Origin of the sequence: Rhizobium sp. K102 (genome assembly GCF_022385315.1) — a bacterium.
Lineage (GTDB): Bacteria > Pseudomonadota > Alphaproteobacteria > Rhizobiales > Rhizobiaceae > Rhizobium > Rhizobium croatiense.
In genome coordinates, this window is the sequence record NZ_CP092436.1 from 4,181,062 (window position 1) to 4,202,337 (window position 21,276).

Consider the following 21,276-nt stretch of genomic DNA (forward strand, 5'->3'; position numbering starts at 1 on the left):
CCTGCCACCGGACGGGGCGACATAGGGCGATGACAAGATCCGCAGCCGATGTCCCGCCATGCTTTTTCCTCCGTGGGAGAGGGGTGGTTTGGAACTGTGGCTGCGGCATTCTCATGCATTGCGCTTTCGCCTGTCATTGTGTAATTCCTGCAGGCAGGGATTTCCCTCGGCCTAAGCGGGGGAATCAGGCAGCGCAGAGGCATTTCAGGGAGACGATATTTATGGCCGAACATCATACCGGACCGGTCGAGACCGGCGCGCCGATGGATTACCGGGAACATGAAAAGACCTACGACATGTTCATCGCGGCCACGAAATACGGCTCGATGCTTCTCATCGTCCTCCTGCTTGCGATGACTGCCGGTTTCTTCGGCGGCGCCGGCCTTCTCGGCGGCCTCTTCGTCTTCATCATTCTTCTCGCTGCCGGCGTCTTCCTGGTCCGCTGATCGCGGCAAAGGGAGGGCTTCGCCGAAGCTTGTGACTGAAGCGCGTTGCGATCGTTCAGATTCGCTGTTCGTGCCTCAGGTCTTCATTTTCTCGCATATCGTTATCGCAGAACCGCCGGACAGTTTTGCGCGAACATGCTTAGGTGCTTGGCCTGCGCAGGGAAGCCTGCGGCGGTCTGGCTGACCCGGAGGAGGGGGCAGTTGGGCAATATCGTTTTCGTTGCAAGGGAAATTGCCGGCGAGGAGACGCGTGTCGCGGCCTCCGCCGAGACCGTGAAGAAAATGAAGAGTTTCGGCTTCGACGTCGTCGTCGAGGCCGGCGCCGGGGCGGCGTCACGTATTCCGGACGGAGAGTTCGCGGCGGCGGGCGCCAGGATCGGCAGTTTTGCCGACGCCGCCTCCGCCGACGTGGTGCTGAAGGTCCGCCGCCCGAACGAACAGGAAATCTCATCCTATAAAAGCGGCGCCGCGGTGATCGCCATCATGGATCCCTACGGCAATGACGAAGCGATCGCGGCTCTGGCAAGTGCCGGGCTTTCGGCTTTCGCGATGGAACTGATGCCGCGCATCACCCGCGCCCAATCGATGGACGTGCTGTCGTCCCAGGCCAATCTCGCCGGTTACCAGGCCGTCATCGAGGCGGCGGCGGTCTATGACCGCGCCATGCCGATGATGATGACGGCGGCCGGCACCGTGCCGGCCGCCAAGGTCTTCGTCATGGGTGCCGGCGTCGCCGGCCTCCAGGCGATCGCCACCGCGCGCCGTCTCGGCGCGGCGGTTTCGGCCACCGACGTCCGCCCGGCCGCCAAGGAGCAGGTCGCCTCGCTCGGCGCCAAGTTCATCGCCGTCGAGGACGACGAGTTCAAGGCGGCGGAAACAGCCGGTGGCTATGCCAAGGAAATGTCGGCCGACTATCAGGGCAAGCAGGCCGCACTCGTGGCCGAACATATCGCCAAGCAGGATATCGTCATCACCACCGCGCTGATCCCCGGTCGCGCCGCTCCGCGGCTGGTTTCACGCGCCATGCTCGCCTCGATGAAGCCGGGTGCCGTTGCCGTCGACCTCGCGGTCGAGCGCGGCGGCAATATCGAGGGTGTCGTCGCCGGCGAGGTCGCCGATGTCGACGGTGTCAAGGTGATCGGTTTTGCCAATATGCCGGGCCGGGTTGCGGCCAGCGCCTCGGCGCTCTACGCCAAGAACCTCGTCACCTTCCTCGAGACCATGGTCAACAAGGAAACCGGCAGCGTCGTCGTCAACCTCGACGACGAGCTGGTCAAGGCGACGATGCTGACCTATGCCGGCGACGTGGTTCATCCCGCCTTCGGCGGCGCGAAGAAGGGGACAACTGATGGCCAATGAAGCAATGGACAGAGCGCTGGAACAGCTCGACCAGGCGGTGACCGCCGTGATTGCGGCGGCGGCCCAGGCGCCGGAAGCGGCCAGTGCCGCGACCGGCGGCGCGATCGATCCCTTCGTCTTTCAATTCGCGATCTTCGTCCTGTCGATCTTCGTCGGTTATTACGTCGTGTGGTCGGTAACGCCGGCCCTGCATACGCCGCTGATGGCCGTCACCAATGCGATCTCCTCGGTCATCGTCGTCGGCGCGCTGCTGGCGGTCGGCATCTCGACGAGCGGACTTGCGACCGGCTTCGGCTTCGTCGCCCTGGTGCTGGTTTCGGTCAACATCTTCGGCGGCTTCCTCGTTACGCAGCGGATGCTGTCGATGTACCGCAAGAAGGACCGGTGAGCGACCGATGACCAATATCGCAGCCTTCCTCTACCTCGTCTCCGGCGTTCTGTTCATCCTGGCGCTGCGCGGCCTGTCGCATCCGGCCACCAGCCGCAAGGGCAATCTCTACGGCATGGTCGGCATGGGGATCGCGATCCTGACGACGCTGGTGCTGGCGACGCCTGACTTCGGCGGCTTTGTGCTGATCATCCTTGGGCTTGCCATCGGCGGCAGCGTCGGCGCCTATGTCGCCCGCACCATCGCCATGACCTCGATGCCGCAGCTCGTCGCCGGCTTCCATTCGCTGGTCGGACTTGCGGCCGTCCTGGTCGCGGCTTCGGCGCTCTATACGCCGGCCTCGTTCGGCATCGGCGAGATCGGCCACATCCATACCGAGGCGCGCGTCGAGATGGCGCTCGGTGTGGCGATCGGAGCGCTGACCTTCACCGGCTCGATCATCGCCTTCCTGAAGCTCGACGGGCGCATGTCCGGCAAGCCGATCCTGCTGCCCTACCGGCATCTGATCAATGCGGCCCTGCTGGTTCTGATTGTGCTCTTCATCATCGGACTTGCCGCCACCGAAAGCCATTTTGACTTCTGGGCCGTGGTGGCGCTGTCGCTGGCGCTTGGGGTTCTGCTGATCGTGCCGATCGGCGGCGCCGATATGCCCGTTGTCGTTTCGATGCTGAACTCCTATTCGGGATGGGCCGCGGCCGGCATCGGCTTCACGCTCGGCAATCTGGCGCTGATCATCACCGGCGCGCTCGTCGGTTCCTCCGGCGCGATCCTTTCCTACATCATGTGCAAGGGCATGAACCGCTCTTTCATCTCCGTTATCCTCGGCGGCTTCGGCGGCGAGACGGCGGCCAGCGGACCCGATACCTCGGACAGGACCGTCAAGCTCGGCTCGGCCGAGGACGCGGCCTATCTGATGGCGAATGCCTCGAAGGTCCTCATCGTGCCGGGATACGGCATGGCGGTTGCCCAGGCCCAGCATGCCTTGCGTGAACTCGCCGACAATCTCAAGAAGAACGGCGTCGAAGTGAAATATGCCATTCATCCGGTTGCCGGCCGCATGCCCGGCCACATGAATGTGCTGCTCGCCGAAGCGAATGTTCCCTATGACGAGGTCTTCGAACTCGAGGACATCAATTCGGAATTCGCCCAGGCCGATGTCGCCTATGTCATCGGCGCCAACGACGTCACCAATCCAGCCGCGCGTGACGACAAGACCTCGCCGATCTACGGCATGCCGATCCTCGACGTCGACCGGGCGAAGACCTGCCTCTTCGTCAAGCGCTCGCTCGGCTCCGGTTATGCCGGCATCGACAATACGCTGTTCTACAAGGACGGCACGATGATGCTGCTCGGCGATGCGAAGAAAATGACCGAGGATATCAACAAGGCGATTTCGCATTGATCGAGTGAAATGCAGCCGCCCTCCTGCATGTCGCCAGGAAGTGTGCAGCTGGGGCTGCTTTCTTATGTCTCGCCCGGCACCAGCGTCATCTTCTCGACCCCGATCGCCAGGTTCAGTCCTTCCTGAGCCTGGACGTTCAACGGCTGCAGCATGAACGCTTTGTTGGTGCCGCCGGCGATCACCTTGGCGCCGGCGCCCGCTCCGATGCTCGCATCCGCCCCGATGCCATAATATTCACCGGCCAAGGCGTATTGCGGCATATCCGTGCCGGTTTTCGCAAGCACCTGCCAAATCATCACGCTCTTGCCGGTCTGACCGATGTCGAGGCCGAACTTCTCGATTTTGCCGGCGTAGACCGCCTTGGCGCCGCCGGATGCCGGCGTGTAGGTGCAGATCAGGTTCTTCTGCGACGTGATGATCAGACCCTGGCCGCCATCCGATCCGCAGACCAGGCGGCCAAGCGTGACATAGTTTTCCGCGCCCGCCGGACTTGCCCAGGCTGCGGCCGTCAGAGCCGCGGCTGCGATCATGGTTTGCTTGAACATGGTCTTTCTCCTTGGGAACGACCTGTTCGAAACGGGTGCAGGTGGCGATTGTTCCGGGAGGCTGAAGCACGCCGTATCAAACGTGATTCATGGGATGCGCTCTGGCGCTAGGATTTCCGGGGAAACGCTCCGCTCTGCCGGGCGACATGCGTCAGTCCCGCTCCAGCGCGGCGCGCTGCGCCGTCAACACCCATAACAGGCCTTCAGGCAGGAAATCGATCTCAACTGTGCCGCGGAAGGCGGCGGCGGCATGGGCCTTGATCACGGTCGTGCCGAAGCCTGTGCGTGAGGGCTCTATCACCGGCGGGCCGCCACGCTCCTCCCAGGTGAAGCGGAGCAGGGCATCCGGCTTGTCTTCCTCCCTGACATCGCGCCATTCGAAGCGGACACGGCCTTGCGGAACGGAAAGCGCGCCGTATTTCACCGAATTGGTGGCAAGCTCATGCAGCGCCAGACCGAGATTCTGCACCGCATCCGGCTTCAGGACGAAATCCTCACCTGTGATTTCGATCTGTTCGCGCGATTGCGGGAAGGCCTGCAGATGGATATCGACGACCCGCCGCAGCGACACGCCTCCCCATTGCTCGCTGGTCAGGAGCTCGATCGAACGCACCAGCCCCTCGAGGCGGTCGGCGACAGCGGCCTGGAAGGTCTCGACGCTGTCGGCCTGCTTGGCGAGCTGGCGCATCATTGCCTGGGCAAGCGTCAGGAGATTTTTCGTGCGGTGGACGAGCTCGTGCATGACGAAACGCAGCCGGTCCTCGGTCTGGCTGCGGTCGAAGGAGGCATTCGACAGGGCGATCGCCACCTGGTTCGCCTCGATGACGCTGGTCTCGACCGGCGAGACAATGTGGCCGTCGCCCATACGCTTTGCCATTTCGGCGATATCGCGGATGGTGGTACGCACCTGTCTCGCGACGGCATAGGCAGCGAGTACCGCGACGAGCACAAGCGCCACGCCGCCGATGATGAGGAAGCGCCAGGTGCTGAGGATCGAAGCCTGTGCCACCGGCCCCCAGATCACCGTCTTCCATGACCAGCCGGGAATTTGAGCATAACCGAGAAGCATGTGAGGCAGGATCGTCTTGTCTTCGAAGACACCCCGGGAGAAACCAAGCGCCGGCAGGATGCGCGGATCGAAGGGCGTGCCGGGTTCCAGGGCTGCGGGGCCGGCGGCAACGACCACGTGACCGCTTTGATCGATGACGGCGGCCGACCAGCCGGCAGCAAGGCCCTGAGTCGTCACCAGCCTGCCGAGATCCTTGGCATCCTGCGTGATGATGAGGGCGGCGACCGGATCATCCGCTGCCCGCGGGAGGGTGACGTTATAGACCCAATCGCCGCTGGTTCTGCCGCGAAAAACATCGGAAGCCTCGATGCGACCGGATTTCATGGCGGCATCGAGGGAGGCGATATTTGCCATCTCTCCGAGCGGCGTGCCGAAAGGCCGGCGTGTATTCAGCAGTTGCCGGCCGGTGCGGTCGACGGCAAGCACGTAAAGCGAATTGTTGCGCAGAGCCGTTTCCGTGCGCTCGTGGAAGGAGGCGAGATCGCCGTTTTCAAGTTCCGGCGAACTCGACAGCAGCCGCAGCGTCGTCGCCATGTCCTGAAGCTGGCGGTCGATGATGCGCGAAAGGGCAAGCGCGTCCTGCGCCGTCTCGCGCTTCAGCGCCGAACGCTGATTGTCCTCCAGCTGCAGCAGAAGCAGCGTCACGAAGGCGAAAATCGGCAGCGCGATCGCCACCGCCATGGCAACGAGATAGGTGCCGATCGAAGCCTTTGGAAAGAACAGCGCAACGATCTTCATTGAATGCGCCACGCCGCCTGCGCCATCGCACAATCCATCGAGTCCCATCGAGCGAAGGATAAAATCACCGGGCACAAAACATGGCCGCATCCCTTGCGTCGCTCGGACGATGCGCGGCGCTGGGGGGGCGCTGCCCGCAACAGTTTTCGCTCGCGGTCAGGAACGCAAAGATCCGTATCTCTCGCAAAACGCCCTCAACACGTTTTTCCAACGCCCGATAGCGGGCTGTCGAAGCAGCGACATGTTAGGGGGAGCAAGAGCGGGTTGCAACATCGTATGACATGCCATCGAGGACGACGGATGTTTTTTCCGCCTCTCTTTTCAAGGCGATGCAGCCACCTTCATGACAGCGTCGACGTCATCGGCGGTCGCTGCACGCGCATCGGGCCGATCACAGATAAGGCGGCTCCGCCGGAGATATCTCGCAACGGCAAGGATTTGGAGCATCCGATGGCCCGGCCGCCCCAATGCACATCCTTAGCCGGCTGGGGCGACGCCGACGCGCGCGAGACCATCGCGGGCCGGCTGGTACTTCGGGTCAAGGCCGATCGCATGGCGATAGGAGCGGGCGGCCTTGGCCTTGTCGCCGCGGCGTTCGTAGACGAGCGCCTGGTTGGCCCAGGATTCGGCGATGTTGCCGTTGAGCTCGATCGCATGGTTGAAGTCGGCAAAGGCGTTGTCGTCGTCATTCAGCGCGATATAGGAAATGCCGCGGCCATTATAGGGCTCGGGCGAGTTCGGCGCGAGCGAGATCGCTTTCGAGAAATCGTCGATCGCCTTGTCCTGCTGATTGCGCTTCTGATAGATCAGACCGCGATTGTGATAGGCGCGGCCATCGGTGGTGCCGAGCTGGATCGCCCGGTCGAAATCGTTGAACGCCTGGTCGTCCTGGCCGGCCATGCGATAGACATTGCCGCGGCCGATATAGGCGACGTCATAGCTCGGGTTGATCTGCAGCGCGGCGTTATAGTCGGCGATCGCCTGGGCCTGCTGACCCATGTTGCGATAGACGAGGGCGCGGTTGGCATAGGCCTGGAAGAAGCGTGGATTGATCTGCAGCGCCGTGTTGAAATCGTTCAGCGCCGGACGGAACTGGCCGCCGCGACCGTAAGCGGAGCCGCGGACATTATAGCCTTCGGGATCCCGGGGGTTGGCGTTGATAACCGCCGTCAGCGACGCGATGTTCTCTTCCGAACCCTGCGCCTTGTCGATGCGGATCACGGCGTCCGTGGTATTGGTCGTTTCGCAGCCGGCAAGGCCGAACAGGGCGGCCAGCGCCATAGCGGGCAGCAATGCGGTTTTCTGCAAGCGCCAGGCGCGGGACGGATTGAAGGTGGTAACAGCCATTCGGGCTCGCTTTCCCCATGCGGCATATCCGATATTTGGATATGCGATCTTCAGCGGCAAACTAAAAAGGCGGCGGCGAACCAATCGCCCCCGCCACAATGCATCTGAAAACGTCGAAAAAACGACGGCAACGCTTAGCGTGCGACCAGGCCTTCGCGCTGGGCGCGCTTGCGGGCCAGCTTGCGAACGCGGCGAACAGCCTCGGCCTTTTCGCGGGCACGCTTCTGCGACGGCTTCTCGTAGTAGTCGCGCATCTTCATTTCGCGGAAAATGCCTTCGCGCTGCATCTTCTTCTTGAGAGCGCGGAGAGCCTGATCGACATTGTTATCGCGGACAAGTACCTGCACGAGAATCACGTTCCTTTGGTTTGGTTGATGCCTGAGGCGGCGCAGCGCCAGGGGCAAAAAAATAACGTTCGCGCGGCCGCAGCCTTGCGATTGGTGATGCGGGATAGCAGATCGGGTCGGGGAAGTCCAGACGGATATGGGAGGCAGGCGGAAAAATCACACCGGCCCGGTATCCTGTCTCGATCGCGCCGACTCCGGCAAGGCTTCATCCAGAGCTGCAATCGCCTCCTTGAGCGCCGTCCTGACCCGAAGGCGGTCGGCAGGCTCCACCCGGCTCATATCCAGATGCAGGTCGAGGCCGGCGAGATGTTCGCTGAGAACGCGGCTCTTATGATCCGCGCCGAGCGTCAGCCCGTCCACAGCATAGGGCACGATCTCGCGCTGTATGCCCTTCATCGTGATCGGCGGCAGTGGATGGGCATCGACGATCTCGTTGACCAGCGCATAGGTTTCGTAGCTGATGACGATCTCTCCGCCCTGGGCGATCGATTGCAGGCGGGCGGCGAGATTGGCCTCCGCGCCGATGATCGTATAGTCCATGCGGTCGCTGCTGCCGAAATTGCCGACATTGCAATAGCCGCTATTGATTCCCATGCGCACGACGAAAGGCTCTTCGGTGCCGTTTCTGCGCCATCTGTCCTTTAGTTCGCCGAGGCGGCGCTGCATGTCGACGGCCATGCGCAGGCAGGCTTTCGCATCCTCCTCCGGCCCCTTCGTTTCCGGGTCGCCGAAGAAAACCAGCATGGCGTCGCCGATGAACTTGTCCACCGTGCCGCCATGCGCCAGGGCAATGTTCGACATCTCGGTCAGATATTCGTTGAGCATCTCCGTCAGCGCTTCCGGCTGCAGCCGCTCGGTGGTCGCGGTGAAATCCTTGATGTCGGAGAAGAAGATCGTCAGGCGCTTGCGCTCGGTATGGACGACCACGTCCTTCTGCCCGCTGAAAATGCTCTTGTAGATCTGCGGCGAGAGGTAGCGTGAAATCTTCAGCGAGACGCTGGCGAGGAATTCGTTGGCCGCTTCCAGGTCCTGGTTGGCGTTATGGATCGCGCGCGCCTGCTGCCGCTGCAGCAGAATGAAGCTGAGGCCGATGATGGCGACAAACAGAAAATAGCAGAGCAGGTATTTGAAGGCGAAGACGTTGCTGGCATAGGGCTGCCGGATGATCACTTCCTGAATGCCGCGCACATCGCCCACCTTCCAGTCGGTCTTCGGGCTTTCCGGGTGGCTGTTGTGGCAGGCAACGCAGGCCTGGCCCATGACGACAGGGGTGATGAACCGCAGGGTATCGGTCAGTCCGACACGCGTGAGGTCGTTCAGCGTCTGTTGCGGATTGGCGCGCAGCGCCGCGAGCGCTTGTCTTTCGAAGTCGTCGAGCTCGTGGGATGCGCGGCTCTTGAACGGCAGATCGGAGACGAAACGATAGGTGATGTTGGCCTGCTGTTCCTTGATGACGTCGCCGAGCTCCAGCGAAAGCGTTGCCGGCAGCGGAATGGCGCCTGGAATATTGGCGTAGTTGTGGGAGACGACCGTGCCGGCGGTCGCACCGCTGGCATGCGCGGCCAAAACCCGTCCGACGACGTTCGCCGAATAATAGGAGCGAATGCTCGATATCAGCGAACTCATGTCACGCGCCTGTCGTCGCAAGGTATTTCCCGAGAGATCGCTGATGTCGAGCCAGACGGCAAGCGGCAGCCCGGCCAGCATGGCCAGCACGACGGCGATCAGCCAGTAGCCGCTTCGGCGCGCGGCGGATTCGGAAATCACGGCGACCCTTACCCTTCTCTTGAAAAAGCGTGCGATTTTCGATCGCTACAAGAACATTTCGCCGGGCGCCCGGCAAGGTCGAAGCCTTGTCATCCCGGCAAAAGCCTGGCCAAAATCGGAGCCGTGGGCTCATTGACGGCGCTTCTTATCGGCTGGATGGAAAGACGAAGGGCAAGAGGTCGAAAACGGAGCGTCCAGGACGCGTGCGCGAATGGCATTCGGGCCGAAAGCGGCGTAGCCTGTCTGCCGGCAGACGCAGGCCGCTCCGTCGGCCGCGGGAGGGACAGCCGGTGAGATGATGACACGCGTGCAGCAAATCGGTGTGGTTGTCGGCCTGGCGATCGTGGCGGCGCTGACGATCCTGCGGGCGGGCGATCCGGGGATTTTCAAGCTGATCCGCGGGGTGACCTTCGACGAATATCAGCGGCTGGTTCCGAGAAGCTTCGAACCGATGCCGGTCCGCGTGGTTGACATCGACGAAGCCTCGCTGCGCGAATTCGGTCAGTGGCCGTGGCCGCGGGACAGGCTGGCCCTGTTGGTGGACAGGCTCTCGGAGATGGGAGCAGCGGCCATCGCCTTCGATGTTCTCTTTGCCGAGCCGGACCGGCTGTCGCCGCGCAACATCGTTCGCGAGGTCGCCGGTGTCGATCCTTCCCTTGCCGAGAAACTGCCCGATAACGACGAGATATTCGCCGGCTCGATTGCCGGCAAGCCCGTCGTCCTCGGCTTCGGCTTGTCCAACGAGGGCGGTTACCGCCCGCCCGTCAAGGCGGGCTTCGCCTTCACGGGCGAAAGCCCTGTCTCGGCCCCGCCCTTTCTGCACGCTTCGACGCCGCTCAGGCCGCAACTGGAGGCCAATGCAGCGGGGCTTGGCCATATCAGCCTCAATCCGGGCAATCCCTCGCCTGTGGTTCGGGCGGTTCCGCTGTTCCTGACCGATGGCGCGCAGCTCTATCCGAATCTGGCGATCGAGGCGCTGCGAGTCGCGCAGGGGGTGTCGACCTATGTGCTCTCGGGCGCGCCCGACCGCGCCGGCATTATGACATCGGCAAAGATCGGCGACTTCGTCGTGCCGCTGACGACGGCCGGCGAACTTTGGCTCTATGTCACGCCGGACCGGGCCGAGCGTTATATCTCCGCACGCCAGGTGCTCGCCGGTGCAGGCGCCAGCCCCGAGGTTGCGGCCGCCATCAACGGCAGCGTCATTTTCGTCGGGACTTCGGCGGCCGGCCTGCAGGACATTCGCGTCACCGCGCTCGGCGAGAATGTCCCTGGCGTTTCGCTGCATGCGCAGGCCGTCGAGCAGATTCTCTCCGGCCAGTTCCTGTCGCGGCCCGACTGGGCGGACGGGCTGGAAATCCTCACGATCGCGGTGCTCGGATGCCTGCTCGTCGTGGTGACGACCTTCGTCAGTCCCGCCGTCGCTCTGGTCTGCGGCCTGCTCATTACGGCAATGGCGCTCGTGGCGTCGTGGTTGTCATTTCTCTATGCGGGACTTCTTCTCGATCCGCTGGCGCCGATCGTCAGCGGATCGATCACCCATTTTGCCGCAACCTCGTTCCGCATTCTGGTGATCGATCGGGAAAGGCGCGAGGTGCGGCGCGCCTTCGGACATTATCTGTCTCCGTCGCTGCTCCATCGCATTGAGCATAACCGCGACGCATTGCGCCTGGGTGGGGATGACCGCGAGCTGACGGTCATGTTCGTCGACGTCAGAAACTTTACCGAGATGAGTGAACGGCTGGCGCCGACGGATGTCGTCGCCTTCCTGAACACATTGCTCGACGCGCTGAGCCGTCATGTCGTCGCCAATGAAGGCACACTCGACAAGTTTATCGGCGATTCGATCATGGCGTTCTGGAATGCGCCGGTCGATGTTGCGGATCATGAAACCAAGGCGGTTCGCACAGCCCTGGCCATGCGCGAGACACTCGCCGACCTGAACGCCGGCGACGCCTTCGGCTTCGGTTCCGATCACGAGGTCGGGATCGGCATCGGCATCCATACCGGCATTGCCTGCGTCGGCAATATGGGCGCCAAGACCCGCTTCAACTATTCGGCTGTCGGAGATGCCGTCAACGTCGCGGCCCGCATCGAGTCGTCGTGCAAAGAGGTAGGCTTCGATATCCTCATCTCCGACAGCACTGCACGCTCAGTGAAAGGAATGGCGCTGATCGACGCCGGCGCCATTCCACTGAAGGGAAAGAGCAGCCGCACCAAGATCCTTGCCGTCCTCGGCGATGAGCATATGGCGGCATCCCGGGAATTCGCCGCGCTCAATGCCGTTCACCGGCAATTGATGCAAGCCCTGCATTCGCATTCAAAGAATACCCGCAAACTTATGGATACGGCAAAGCTCAGGGCGGATGAGGTGGTGGGCGGTTTGGTGGAATTCTATCGGCGGATACCCAGCAGGACCGACCATTTTCGGGAATTGCCTGCGGGGATCGAAAAGAGCGCCGCCGATGCCGAAAAGTAGAAGCGATTTTCGAAGGGCGGTGCCCAGTGCCGACGCCTTGACTTGCGAGGATCCCGAAAACAGCCTCACCGACCGCGATTGAAATTCCGACTTCTGTCGTGGTTTCGATCATTCTTATGGTCGCGATCTCCATCATGGTGGCGCTCGGGGTCCCGATGATCCAAACCGTGATTTCCGGGCTTTCCGTCATCGTCATGGCTCCCATGGCCCTGATGCTTGTCGGGTCTATCCGGCTTGTCATGGTGGGGCTTATCATGGTGCGGCCTGTCGTGATGAGGCTTGTCGTGGGAAGGCTTGTCGGGCTTGTTCGGTCGCTCCTTTTGCGGCTCGGCCTGTCTCTGTGGCGCATCCTGCCTCTGCGGAGCAGGCGCAACTGCCGGCGGAGGCCGTGTCCTGTCTTTTCTTTCCGGCATAACGGAGGCCATATTGCAGCCGCCGAGCATGCCGAGGCCGCCGGAAAGCCGTTGGTTGCCGGAAAGGAAAGGCAGGGCACGCTGGTTTCCAAGTCTGTCAAGGACGTTGCGATCGACCCGGCCGGCCGCCGTCATATCGCCATTCGGTTTGGCGACAACGCAATCGCAGCGTTGCTGCAGCTGGCGACAGCCACCGGGGCCGCAGAAGCTGGCCGCGCCGTTCAAGAGGACGACGGCAGTGGTGCCGTCGGGGCCGACATAGAAATCGAATGCGGTGCCGCGCACGCCGATCGTGCCGGCCGGCGTCAGGATCTGATAGGCCGACGAATTGGAATTGCCGCTGACCCAGCGGAAAGTCCCCTTGGCGGCCTTGATGGTGAGCTTTCTGACCGATTGCGTATCGTCGAACACATATTTGTCGATGACGACAGAGGACCCCCAGCCGACCGCGAGCTTGGTGCCGTCTCGAAACAGAAACTGGCCAAGCCCGGATTGCGATGTTCGAATCCGCTCGTCACGGTGAACGTTGGTATTGACCTCAATCGGTCCGGCCTGTCCGGTGACTTCAGTCTTGATGAGGACAGCCTGACCAACCGGCTCGGCGGCGGGCGACGCCTGGGCGCTGCAAAACGCGATGAGAAGCGCGTGGAAGAATGAACGCTGACCCCACATGATACAAGAACCCTGGCAAGGGGGGAGAGTTAACATTTTAGTAACTGCTTGTCTTCTCGCCCTCTTGGGTGAGGGCTAGCCGGCGGCCCCGATGGATTGCTGGTTGTGCCAATGCCGGAGGAAGCGGAACGCGTGTCCTGGAAAACAGGGCGCTTTTCGACATCATGTCGCTCAGTGTCAAAACCAAAGCTCTCGCGCGTCGCAAAAGAGCCGTTGTGCCGCATTTGGATTTGCGATTTGTATGGGCACGGAGAATAGTCCTTGCCCGAAGGAGAAGAAGGCGGATGCGGAAATATTCGGTTTTTGCCGTGGCGCGAGAGGCCCTTCGTGGCCACAGAGGCTGGGAGAAGCAGTGGACTTCACCAGAACCGCGCGCCGAATACGACGTCGTCATCATCGGCGCCGGCGGGCACGGCCTGGGAGCCGCCTATTATCTCGCCAAGGAGCATGGCATCACCAATGTGGCGGTGATCGAGAAGGGCTGGCTCGGCGGCGGCAATACCGGGCGCAACACCACCATCATCCGCTCGAACTATCTCTATGAAGAGAGCATGCACATTTACGAGCATTCGATGAAGCTCTGGGAGGGGCTTTCGCAGGAGCTCAACTACAATGTGATGTATTCGCCGCGCGGCGTGATGATGCTCTCGCACAATATTCACGACCAGCAGTCGTTCAAGCGGCATATCCACGCCAACCGGCTCTACGGCATCGACAATGAATGGCTGACGCCGGAACAGGCGAAGGCCTATTGCCCGCCGCTCGATATCTCCGCCAGCGCGCGCTACCCGATCAACGGTGCGGCACTGCAGCGGCGCGGCGGCACGGCGCGGCATGATGCGGTCGCCTGGGGTTATGCGCGCGCAGCATCGGACCGCGGTGTCCACATCATCCAGAATTGTGAAGTGACCGGCATTCGCCGTGCGCCCGATGGGCGCGTTACCGGCGTCGAGACCACGCGCGGCTTCATCGGCGCCAGAAAAGTCGGCGTGTCGGCGGCCGGCCACACCACAACGATCATGAAGATGGCCGATGTGCGGGTGCCGCTCCAGTCGAGCCCGCTGCAGGCGCTGGTTTCCGAGCCGCTGAAGCCGATCTTCCCCTGTGTTGTCATGTCGAACACGGTGCACGCCTATATCTCCCAGTCCGACAAGGGAGAACTCGTCATCGGCGCCGGTACCGACCAGTACAATTCCTACTCGCAGACCGGCGGGCTGCAGATCATCACCCATACGCTCGATGCCATCTGCGAACTCTTCCCGATGTTCCGGCGCGTCAAGATGATGCGCCAGTGGGGCGGCATCGTCGACAACACGCCGGATCGTTCGGCGATCCAGTCGAAGACGCCGGTTCCCGGGCTTTACGTCAATTGCGGCTGGGGCACCGGGGGCTTCAAGGCAACGCCGGGTTCGGCCAATCTTTTCGCCCATCTGATTGCCCGCGACGAACCGCACAAGTTCAACGCCGGCTTGACGCTGGAGCGTTTCCGCAGCGGCCGGCTGATCGACGAGGCTGCTGCGGCGGCGGTGGCGCACTGACGATGGGTGTTTTCGTGCTCACGCTCGCTGCTTTCGTCGCTCACCCCCTCATCCGTCTTTCAGGCACCTTCTCCCCGCTGGGGAGAAGTGGAGGAGAAGGAAATCCTACATGCTGCTGATCCATTGCCCTTACTGCCAGGAAGAGCGCTCCGAGCTCGAATTCCGCGGCGCGGGTGACGCGCATATTGCGCGGCCCGCAGATATTGCCTCGATCTCGGATGCGGAATTCGAAGCCTATTTCTTTCTGCGCGACAATCCGAAGGGGCTGATATTCGAACGCTGGCGGCACATCCATGGCTGCGGACGTTTCTTCAATGCAGTCCGCGACACGGTGAGCGACAAGTTCCTCATGACCTATCAGGCCGGTGAGCCGAAGCCTGCGGTCGGCGCTGCTGCCGAGAAGCACGCGCCTGTCGAGACATATGAAGCCCTGGAAGGAGAGGCGCAATGAGCGGCGTCAACCGTATCGCCGGCAAGGGGCGCCTGACGCCGGCCAAAACCGCGCGCTTCAGCTTCGACGGCAAGACCTACACGGCGCTCGAAGGCGATAGCGTCGCCTCGGCGCTGATCGCCCACGGCGTGCACCTCGTCGGCCGTTCGTTCAAATATCACCGGCCGCGCGGCATTCTTTCAGCCGGCGCCGAGGAACCGAACGCCCTGATCGACGTCGCTCGCGATGCAGCACGCAAGCAGCCGAACGTGCGCGCCACCGTGCAGGAAGTCTTCGACGGCATGATCGTCAGCTCGCAGAACCGCTGGCCCTCGCTTGCCCGCGATGTCGGCGCCATCAACAATCTGATGTCGCCATTCTTCGCCGCCGGCTTCTACTACAAGACCTTCATGTGGCCGCGCGCCGCCTGGAAGCATGTCTATGAACCGCTCATCCGTCGCGCCGCCGGCCTCGGTGTTGCGCCGACGGAAGGCGATCCGGACCATTATGCCAGCCGTTACGCTCATTGCGACGTACTGGTGGTCGGCGCCGGCGTTGCCGGGCTTTCGGCGGCGCTGGCCGCGGCCCGGACCGGCGTCAGGGTGATCCTCTGCGACGAGCAGGCGGAGGCGGGCGGTGCGCTGCGCCATGATGCCGGCGCCAAGATCGACGGGCAGGACGGCTTCACCTGGGCGCAGAAGGCCGTGGCGCAGCTGAAGGCGATGGACAATGTCCAAGTGCTGCTGCGCACGACTGCCTTTGGCTACTACAACCACAATTTCGTCGGCCTGGCCGAGCGCGTCACTGACCATCTCGCCAATCCCGCCCATGATCTGCCGCGCGAACGGCTGTGGCAGGTCCGGGCCAAGCGGGTAATCCTCGCCAACGGCGCGATCGAACGGCACATGGTATTTCCGAACAACGACCGGCCGGGCATCATGCTGGCCTCGGCGGCGCGGACCTATCTCAACCATTACGGCGTCGCCGTCGGCAAGAATGTCGGCATCTACACGGCGCATGACTCGGCTTATGAAACGGCCTTCGATCTGAAGCGCGCGGGCGTTTCGATCGCCGCCATCGTCGATATCAGGCAGGCGCCGGGCGCGGCGGTGCTGGCGGAGGCGCGTGCGCTCGGCATTGACGTGCTGGCCGGCCAGTCGGTCATCAACACCGCGGGGCGGCTGCGTATCTCGTCGATGACGGTGGCGCGCAACGGCGGCGGTTCGCCGCGCAAGATCGCCGTCGATGCGCTGCTGGTTTCGGCCGGCTGGACACCGTCCGTGCATCTGTTCTCGCAGTCGCGCGGCAAAGTGGCCTTTGACGCTGAAAGCCAGCGTTTCCTGCCCGGCTCCTACGCGCAGGATTGCCTGTCGGTCGGTGCCTGCAACGGCACCGACGATCTGCAGCGGACGATCGAGGAATCGCTTGCCGCCGGCGAGCTGATGGCGCAGGCCACCGGCGGAAGCAGCGGCGAGAAGATCGCAATTTCGGCCGAGCAGGCCTTTGAATGGACGGGCGGTATGATCGGTGCCGCCGAAGGCGCCGGACCGAAAACCAACGCCAAGGCCTTCATCGACTTCCAGCACGATGTCTGTGCCAAGGATATCCGCCTTGCCGTGCGCGAGGGCATGCATTCGATCGAGCACATCAAGCGCTTTACGACGAACGGCATGGCCTCGGACCAGGGCAAGCTTTCCAACATGCACGGCCTGGCAATCGCCGCCGAAATGCTCGGCAGGGAAATCCCGCAGGTCGGTCTCACCACCTTCCGCGCGCCCTACACGCCGGTCACCTACGGCACGCTGATCGGCCATTCGCGCGGAGCGTTGTTCGATCCGACGCGCAAGACGCCGCTGCACGAGTGGGAAGAAGCCCATGGCGCCGTTTTCGAAGATGTCGGAAACTGGAAACGTGCCTGGTTCTATCCGCGTGCCGGCGAGAACATGCATCAGGCGGTCGCGCGCGAATGCCGCACAGCCCGAGAGTCGGCCGGCATCTTCGATGCTTCGACGCTTGGTAAGATCGAGGTGGTTGGGCCGGATGCGGCGAAGTTCCTCAACCTCATCTACACCAATGCCTGGGATACGCTGAAGCCGGGCAAGGCCCGCTACGGCATCATGACCCGCGAAGACGGCTTCGTTTATGACGACGGCGTCGTCGGGCGACTGGCCGAGGACCGTTTCCATGTCACGACGACGACCGGCGGAGCGCCGCGCGTTCTTCACCATATGGAAGATTACCTGCAGACGGAATTCCCGGACCTGAAGGTATGGCTGACCTCGGTCACCGAGCAATGGGCCGTCATTGCGGTGCAGGGACCGAAGGCGCGCCAGATCGTCGAGCCGCTGGTCGCAGGGGTCGACCTCTCGAACGAGGCCTTCCCGCATATGAGCGTTGCGGAATGCACGGTCTGCGGCGTGCCGGCGCGGCTCTTCCGCGTCTCCTTCACCGGCGAAATCGGTTTCGAAATCAACGTGCCCGCAGATTATGGCCAGTCGGTGCTCGAAGCCGTCTGGGCCAACGCCGAACCGCTCGGCGCCTGCGTTTACGGTACCGAAACGATGCACGTTCTGCGCGCCGAAAAAGGCTATATCATCGTCGGCCAGGATACTGACGGGACGGTTACGCCTGATGACGCGGGCGTTGCCTGGGCCGTTTCGAAGAAGAAGAAGGACTTTGTCGGCATTCGCGGCCTGCAGCGGCCGGACCTCGTGAAGGAGGGACGCAAGCAGCTTGTCGGGCTTATCACCAAGGATCCGAAGCTGGTGCTCGAAGAAGGCGCGCAGGTCGTCGCGAACCCGAACGAGCCGAAGCCGATGACGATGCTCGGCCACGTCACCTCGGCCTACTGGTCGGAAAGCTGCGGCCGGTCGATCGCCTTCGCGCTCGTCGCCGGTGGCCGGGCGCGGATGGGCGAGACGCTCTACGTGCCGATGCCGGACCGGACGATCGCCGTCGAGGTGACGGATCTGGTATTCTTTGACAAGGAAGGAGGCCGCATCCATGGCTGATGTCGCAATTCGCAAGCCAGTGCTTGCCGGCCGTCTCGGCGGCTCCGCAACGGTACGGCTGACGGTGGCACCGGCAGCGAGCCGGGTGGCACTGCGCGCCCCGGCGGAATCGCTTACCGCGCTTACCAAAGCGCTCGGTCTCACCGTGCCGAACGCTCCGAAGACCTCCAGTCGGGCCGGCGCGCGCTCAGCGCTCTGGATCGGGCCGGACGAATGGCTGGTAATCGACGAGGATGGCGCCGATCTGATGGCGGTGCTTTCCGGCCTCCGTGCCGTGCATTCGGCGACCGACGTTTCCCACCGCAACGTCGCGATCATCGTCTCGGGACCGGGCGCGGAAAAGACGCTTGCCGCCAGCTGCCCGCAGGATCTGTCGCATTCTTCGTTTCCGGTCGGGGCCGCGTCCCGCACGATCTTCGGCAAGGCGGAAATCGTGCTTCTGCGCACGGATGAACAGACGTTCCGGGTCGAATGCTGGCGGTCGTTTTCCGACTTCGTCTTCGGGCTGCTCAACGAGGCGGCTCATGATGCCGGCCATTGAGCCCGGATCAGTCCTGCCGGTTTAGGGCGCCCATTCGAGGGGAGGACGAATGCTGCATCATGCCTCCCTCGGCGTTCCCGATATAGAGCGGTCGGCGGCATTTTACGATGCCGCCCTCGGCGCTCTCGGTTATGTCGGGGTCTGGGATGACATCGATCCGGACAGCCACGCTCTTGAAGCGGTCTTCAATTCTGCGAAATCATAGCCGCATCCGGCTCACGCGTCCTCGGGACGATCCTTCGGGTCGAACTGGATGATGGTGATCCATTTTGCCGTCAGGGCCGGCTTCTTCTCGTTTTCGATTTCGATCGTGACCTCGTAGGTGGTCATCAGCATGCCGCCGCCGCGGAAGCGGGCGTCGGAGAGCAGGAAACGGCCGCGCACGCGGGCGCCGCTTTTGACCGGCGTCATGAAGCGGACGCGATCGAAACCGTAATTGATGCCCATGGTCTGCTCGCGCACTTTCGGCAGACAGTTGTAATTCATCGCCGAGAGCAGAGACAGTGTCAGGAAGCCATGGGCGATGGTGCCGCCGAAGGGGCTTTCGGCGGCGGCGCGCTCGGGATCGACGTGAATGAACTGGTGGTCATCCGTTGCCCCCGCAAAGGCATCGATCATCGTCTGGTCGACGGTGATCCAATCCGAAAGGCCCGTTTCCATGCCGATCAATCCCCGCACGTCGGAGAGTGAAATTTCCGTGCCCATGCATTCCCTCGTCAGATAAGCCCGCCGCGCCAAAGCCTTATCGTGCATTTATGACGATTGCGACAAGGATTTGCGCCAATGGGAGGCGCCGGTCATTTTTCTATGAAAAAGGCGACGGAGCGTGGCTCGACGGTGACTCGGGCGGCGGCCATCTTCACGCCCGCCGGCGTCAATTGACGCCAGCAAGCTTCGCCTTCCGACGGAAGCGTAAAGAGCTCGCGGCTTTCGGAGCGATTGAAGAGCACGGCAAGCCGGGTGCGTTTGCCTCTTGAGGCCCGGTCACCGGTTGCCAGCAGTATGCCGAGGACGGCGAGCGACGGCGTCTCCCATTCGGCGACCGTCATCGGTCCGCCCGAAACCGAGATCCATTCGACGTCGCCATTTCCCGACAGGAAATCCGTTTCGGAAAAGACGGTGAAGCGGCGGCGCAGCCCGGCGACGAAGGCGGTATGGGCGATGAGATCCTCATTCAATGTCTTCCAGTCGAGCCAGGTGATCTCGTTGTCCTGGCAATAGGCATTGTTATTGCCGCGCTGGCTGCGTCCGCCTTCGTCGCCGGCCGTCAGCATGATGCTTCCGCGGGTGGCAAAGAGCGTTGATATCAGCGCCATCACATCGTTTATCCGGCGCTTGCGGATCGAGGGGTAGAGGGTTTCGCCTTCGACGCCATTGTTCCACGAGTGGTTCTCATTATGGCCGTCGCGATTGTGCTCGCCATTGGCGTCGTTGTGCTTTCCGGCATAGGAAACGAGGTCGATCAGCGTGAAGCCGTCATGGGCGGCAAGGAAATTGACGCTGCGCGTCCCTTTGCCGTCATTGCGGGCGAAGATGTCGGAAGAACCGGCAAGCGCGGTTGCCAGCGCGCCGGTCTTCCACTGGTCGCCGCGCCAGTAACAGCGCAAATCGTCGCGAACCCGGTCGTTCCATTCGAGGAAGGGCGGCGGGAAGTTGCCGAGCTGGTAACCGCCGGGACCGATGTCCCAGGGTTCGGCAATCATGATCCGGTCGGCGAGCACATTATCTGCCAGAATGGCGGCAAGTGTTCCGCCATCGCGCTCGAAGCCGGTCGCGGTTCGGCCGAGGATGGGCGCGAGATCGAAGCGAAAACCGTCGACGCCGGCGTTGAGCACGAAATGGCGCAGGCTGTCGATGACGAGACGGCGAACTTCGGGATGGTCGCAGGCGAGCGTGTTGCCGGTTCCCGTATCGTTGACCAGTTCGCCCGGGCCATTCTGGACATGGCGAAAATAATGCAGGTTGTCGAGGCCGCGCAGCGACAGCGTCGTGCCGTAGCGGTCGCTCTCGCCGGTATGGTTGAAGACGAGGTCGAGGATAACGGCGATGCCCTCGGCATGGAGGGCGGCGATCGTCTCGCGCAGCTCGGTCATGCCGCCGGGGGCGAGCCGGGGATCGAGCGCCATGAAGGCAACCGGATTGTAGCCCCAGCCGTTGGTGAGGCCGAGCGGCGGCAGGTGGCGTTCGTCGATCCAGGCGGTGATCGGCATCAGTTCGACGGCATCGACACCGATCCGCTTCAGGTGCGCGATGACCGAGGGATGGGCAAGGGCGGCGATCGTACCGCGCTGGTGTTCCGGTATGTCGGGATGAAGAATGGTGAAGGGCCGCACCGCCACTTCGTAAATGAAGCCGCCCGGTTTGAAGAGCGGCTTGGCGACGGCGGCGCGCGTATCTGAGGTGACGATCGCCTTCGGCATCAGATCCTGGCTGTCTTCGCCATAGATGCCGAGGCGGGGATCGTAGCGGAACGGCCGGTCGATCTCCTTGGCGTAGGGGTCGATCAGCAATTTCGACGGATCGAACCAGAGGCCGTTGTCCGGCGCGTAGATACCGTCGGCACGATAGCCGTAGCGGGCGCCTTGCCTGAGGCCATCGACGAAGAGGCGATGGACCTGGTTGCCGTCGCGCGCCATCGGCAGGCGCGCGAATTCCCTGTTGCCGTCATTGTCGAATAGGCAGAGCTCGACCTGCGCGGCATGATGCGACCAGACAGCAAATTCGACGCCGGTATCGAAGACGATCGCGCCGGCCTGCGCCGCATTGTTCCCGCGCATGTTTCCC

Annotated in this window: 17 protein-coding genes and 1 pseudogene; 10 read left to right on the forward strand and 8 right to left on the reverse strand. The window is 62.8% G+C overall.

From position 1 onward, the window contains the following. Positions 1–221: 221 nt before the first annotated feature. The 4 genes from MHI61_RS26495 to MHI61_RS26510 all read left to right on the forward strand — a co-directional run bounded on the left by MHI61_RS26495 (position 222) and on the right by MHI61_RS26510 (position 3,595). Positions 222–446 (forward strand): aa3-type cytochrome c oxidase subunit IV, encoded by a 225-nt coding sequence (locus tag MHI61_RS26495; RefSeq protein ID WP_097580418.1) that lies wholly within the window; start codon positions 222–224, stop codon positions 444–446. A gap of 201 nt (positions 447–647) precedes the next feature. Continuing rightward, a complete protein-coding gene (locus tag MHI61_RS26500) occupies positions 648–1,805 on the forward strand; it encodes a Re/Si-specific NAD(P)(+) transhydrogenase subunit alpha (protein ID WP_239791184.1) in 1,158 nt (385 codons plus the stop codon). Continuing rightward, complete coding sequence (locus MHI61_RS26505) at positions 1,795–2,193, forward strand: proton-translocating transhydrogenase family protein (protein WP_239791185.1); 399 nt, start codon at positions 1,795–1,797, stop codon at positions 2,191–2,193. Before MHI61_RS26500 ends, MHI61_RS26505 begins: the two co-directional genes overlap by 11 nt. A 7-nt stretch (positions 2,194–2,200) precedes the next feature. Next, the gene (locus MHI61_RS26510) at positions 2,201–3,595 is read left to right on the forward strand and encodes an NAD(P)(+) transhydrogenase (Re/Si-specific) subunit beta (RefSeq protein WP_239791186.1); all 1,395 of its coding nucleotides are present in this window, start codon (positions 2,201–2,203) and stop codon (positions 3,593–3,595) included. Between the two features lie 62 nt (positions 3,596–3,657). Here MHI61_RS26510 and MHI61_RS26515 read toward each other — a convergent pair whose 3' ends face one another. The 5 genes from MHI61_RS26515 to MHI61_RS26535 form a co-directional block, all read right to left on the reverse strand. After that, on the reverse strand, positions 3,658–4,140 hold the full coding sequence (locus MHI61_RS26515; RefSeq protein ID WP_239791187.1) for a DUF992 domain-containing protein: 483 nt from the start codon (positions 4,138–4,140) through the stop codon (positions 3,658–3,660). 151 nt (positions 4,141–4,291) lie between these two features. Further along, the gene (locus tag MHI61_RS26520) at positions 4,292–5,947 is read right to left on the reverse strand and encodes a sensor histidine kinase (RefSeq protein WP_239791188.1); all 1,656 of its coding nucleotides are present in this window, start codon (positions 5,945–5,947) and stop codon (positions 4,292–4,294) included. Positions 5,948–6,424: 477 nt separating this feature from the next. Further along, positions 6,425–7,294, reverse strand: a complete 870-nt coding sequence (locus MHI61_RS26525) for a tetratricopeptide repeat protein (protein WP_064683202.1) — start codon at positions 7,292–7,294, stop codon at positions 6,425–6,427. Positions 7,295–7,428: 134 nt separating this feature from the next. Beyond that, positions 7,429–7,641: a 30S ribosomal protein S21 gene (rpsU, locus tag MHI61_RS26530; protein ID WP_003585885.1), complete on the reverse strand. Its 213-nt coding sequence runs from the start codon at positions 7,639–7,641 to the stop codon at positions 7,429–7,431. A gap of 156 nt (positions 7,642–7,797) precedes the next feature. Beyond that, positions 7,798–9,408, reverse strand: coding sequence for an adenylate/guanylate cyclase domain-containing protein (locus tag MHI61_RS26535; RefSeq protein WP_239791189.1), 1,611 nt, complete (start codon positions 9,406–9,408; stop codon positions 7,798–7,800). Positions 9,409–9,706: 298 nt separating this feature from the next. On the opposite strand from MHI61_RS26535, the gene MHI61_RS26540 reads away from it, so the two are divergent. Further along, entirely contained in the window at positions 9,707–11,887 is a 2,181-nt protein-coding gene (locus MHI61_RS26540) for an adenylate/guanylate cyclase domain-containing protein (protein WP_239792915.1), read from the forward strand. A gap of 65 nt (positions 11,888–11,952) precedes the next feature. Here MHI61_RS26540 and MHI61_RS26545 read toward each other — a convergent pair whose 3' ends face one another. Continuing rightward, positions 11,953–12,972: a FecR domain-containing protein gene (locus MHI61_RS26545; RefSeq protein WP_239791190.1), complete on the reverse strand. Its 1,020-nt coding sequence runs from the start codon at positions 12,970–12,972 to the stop codon at positions 11,953–11,955. A 284-nt stretch (positions 12,973–13,256) separates the two neighbouring features. Here MHI61_RS26545 and MHI61_RS26550 point away from each other — a divergent pair, with 284 nt between their 5' ends. The 5 genes and pseudogenes from MHI61_RS26550 to MHI61_RS26570 all read left to right on the forward strand — a co-directional run. After that, positions 13,257–14,510, forward strand: coding sequence for a sarcosine oxidase subunit beta family protein (locus tag MHI61_RS26550; protein ID WP_064683204.1), 1,254 nt, complete (start codon positions 13,257–13,259; stop codon positions 14,508–14,510). Between the two features lie 109 nt (positions 14,511–14,619). Then, entirely contained in the window at positions 14,620–14,961 is a 342-nt protein-coding gene (locus MHI61_RS26555; RefSeq protein ID WP_239791191.1) for a sarcosine oxidase subunit delta, read from the forward strand. Then, entirely contained in the window at positions 14,958–17,951 is a 2,994-nt protein-coding gene (locus MHI61_RS26560) for a sarcosine oxidase subunit alpha (protein WP_239791192.1), read from the forward strand. The genes MHI61_RS26555 and MHI61_RS26560 overlap by 4 nt, the downstream gene beginning before the upstream one ends. Then, positions 17,944–18,492, forward strand: coding sequence for a sarcosine oxidase subunit gamma (locus MHI61_RS26565; RefSeq protein ID WP_239791193.1), 549 nt, complete (start codon positions 17,944–17,946; stop codon positions 18,490–18,492). Before MHI61_RS26560 ends, MHI61_RS26565 begins: the two co-directional genes overlap by 8 nt. A 49-nt stretch (positions 18,493–18,541) precedes the next feature. Further along, positions 18,542–18,652: pseudogene (locus tag MHI61_RS26570) on the forward strand (VOC family protein); the annotation flags it as partial. A 56-nt stretch (positions 18,653–18,708) separates the two neighbouring features. Here MHI61_RS26570 and MHI61_RS26575 read toward each other — a convergent pair. Together MHI61_RS26575 and glgX are read right to left on the reverse strand one after the other, a co-directional pair. Continuing rightward, a complete protein-coding gene (locus MHI61_RS26575) occupies positions 18,709–19,197 on the reverse strand; it encodes a MaoC family dehydratase (RefSeq protein ID WP_239791194.1) in 489 nt (162 codons plus the stop codon). 92 nt (positions 19,198–19,289) lie between these two features. Then, positions 19,290–21,269 carry a glycogen debranching protein GlgX gene (glgX, locus tag MHI61_RS26580; protein ID WP_239791195.1) on the reverse strand — a complete coding sequence of 660 codons (1,980 nt, stop codon included), beginning with the start codon at positions 21,267–21,269 and terminating at the stop codon, positions 19,290–19,292. Positions 21,270–21,276: the final 7 nt, after the last annotated feature.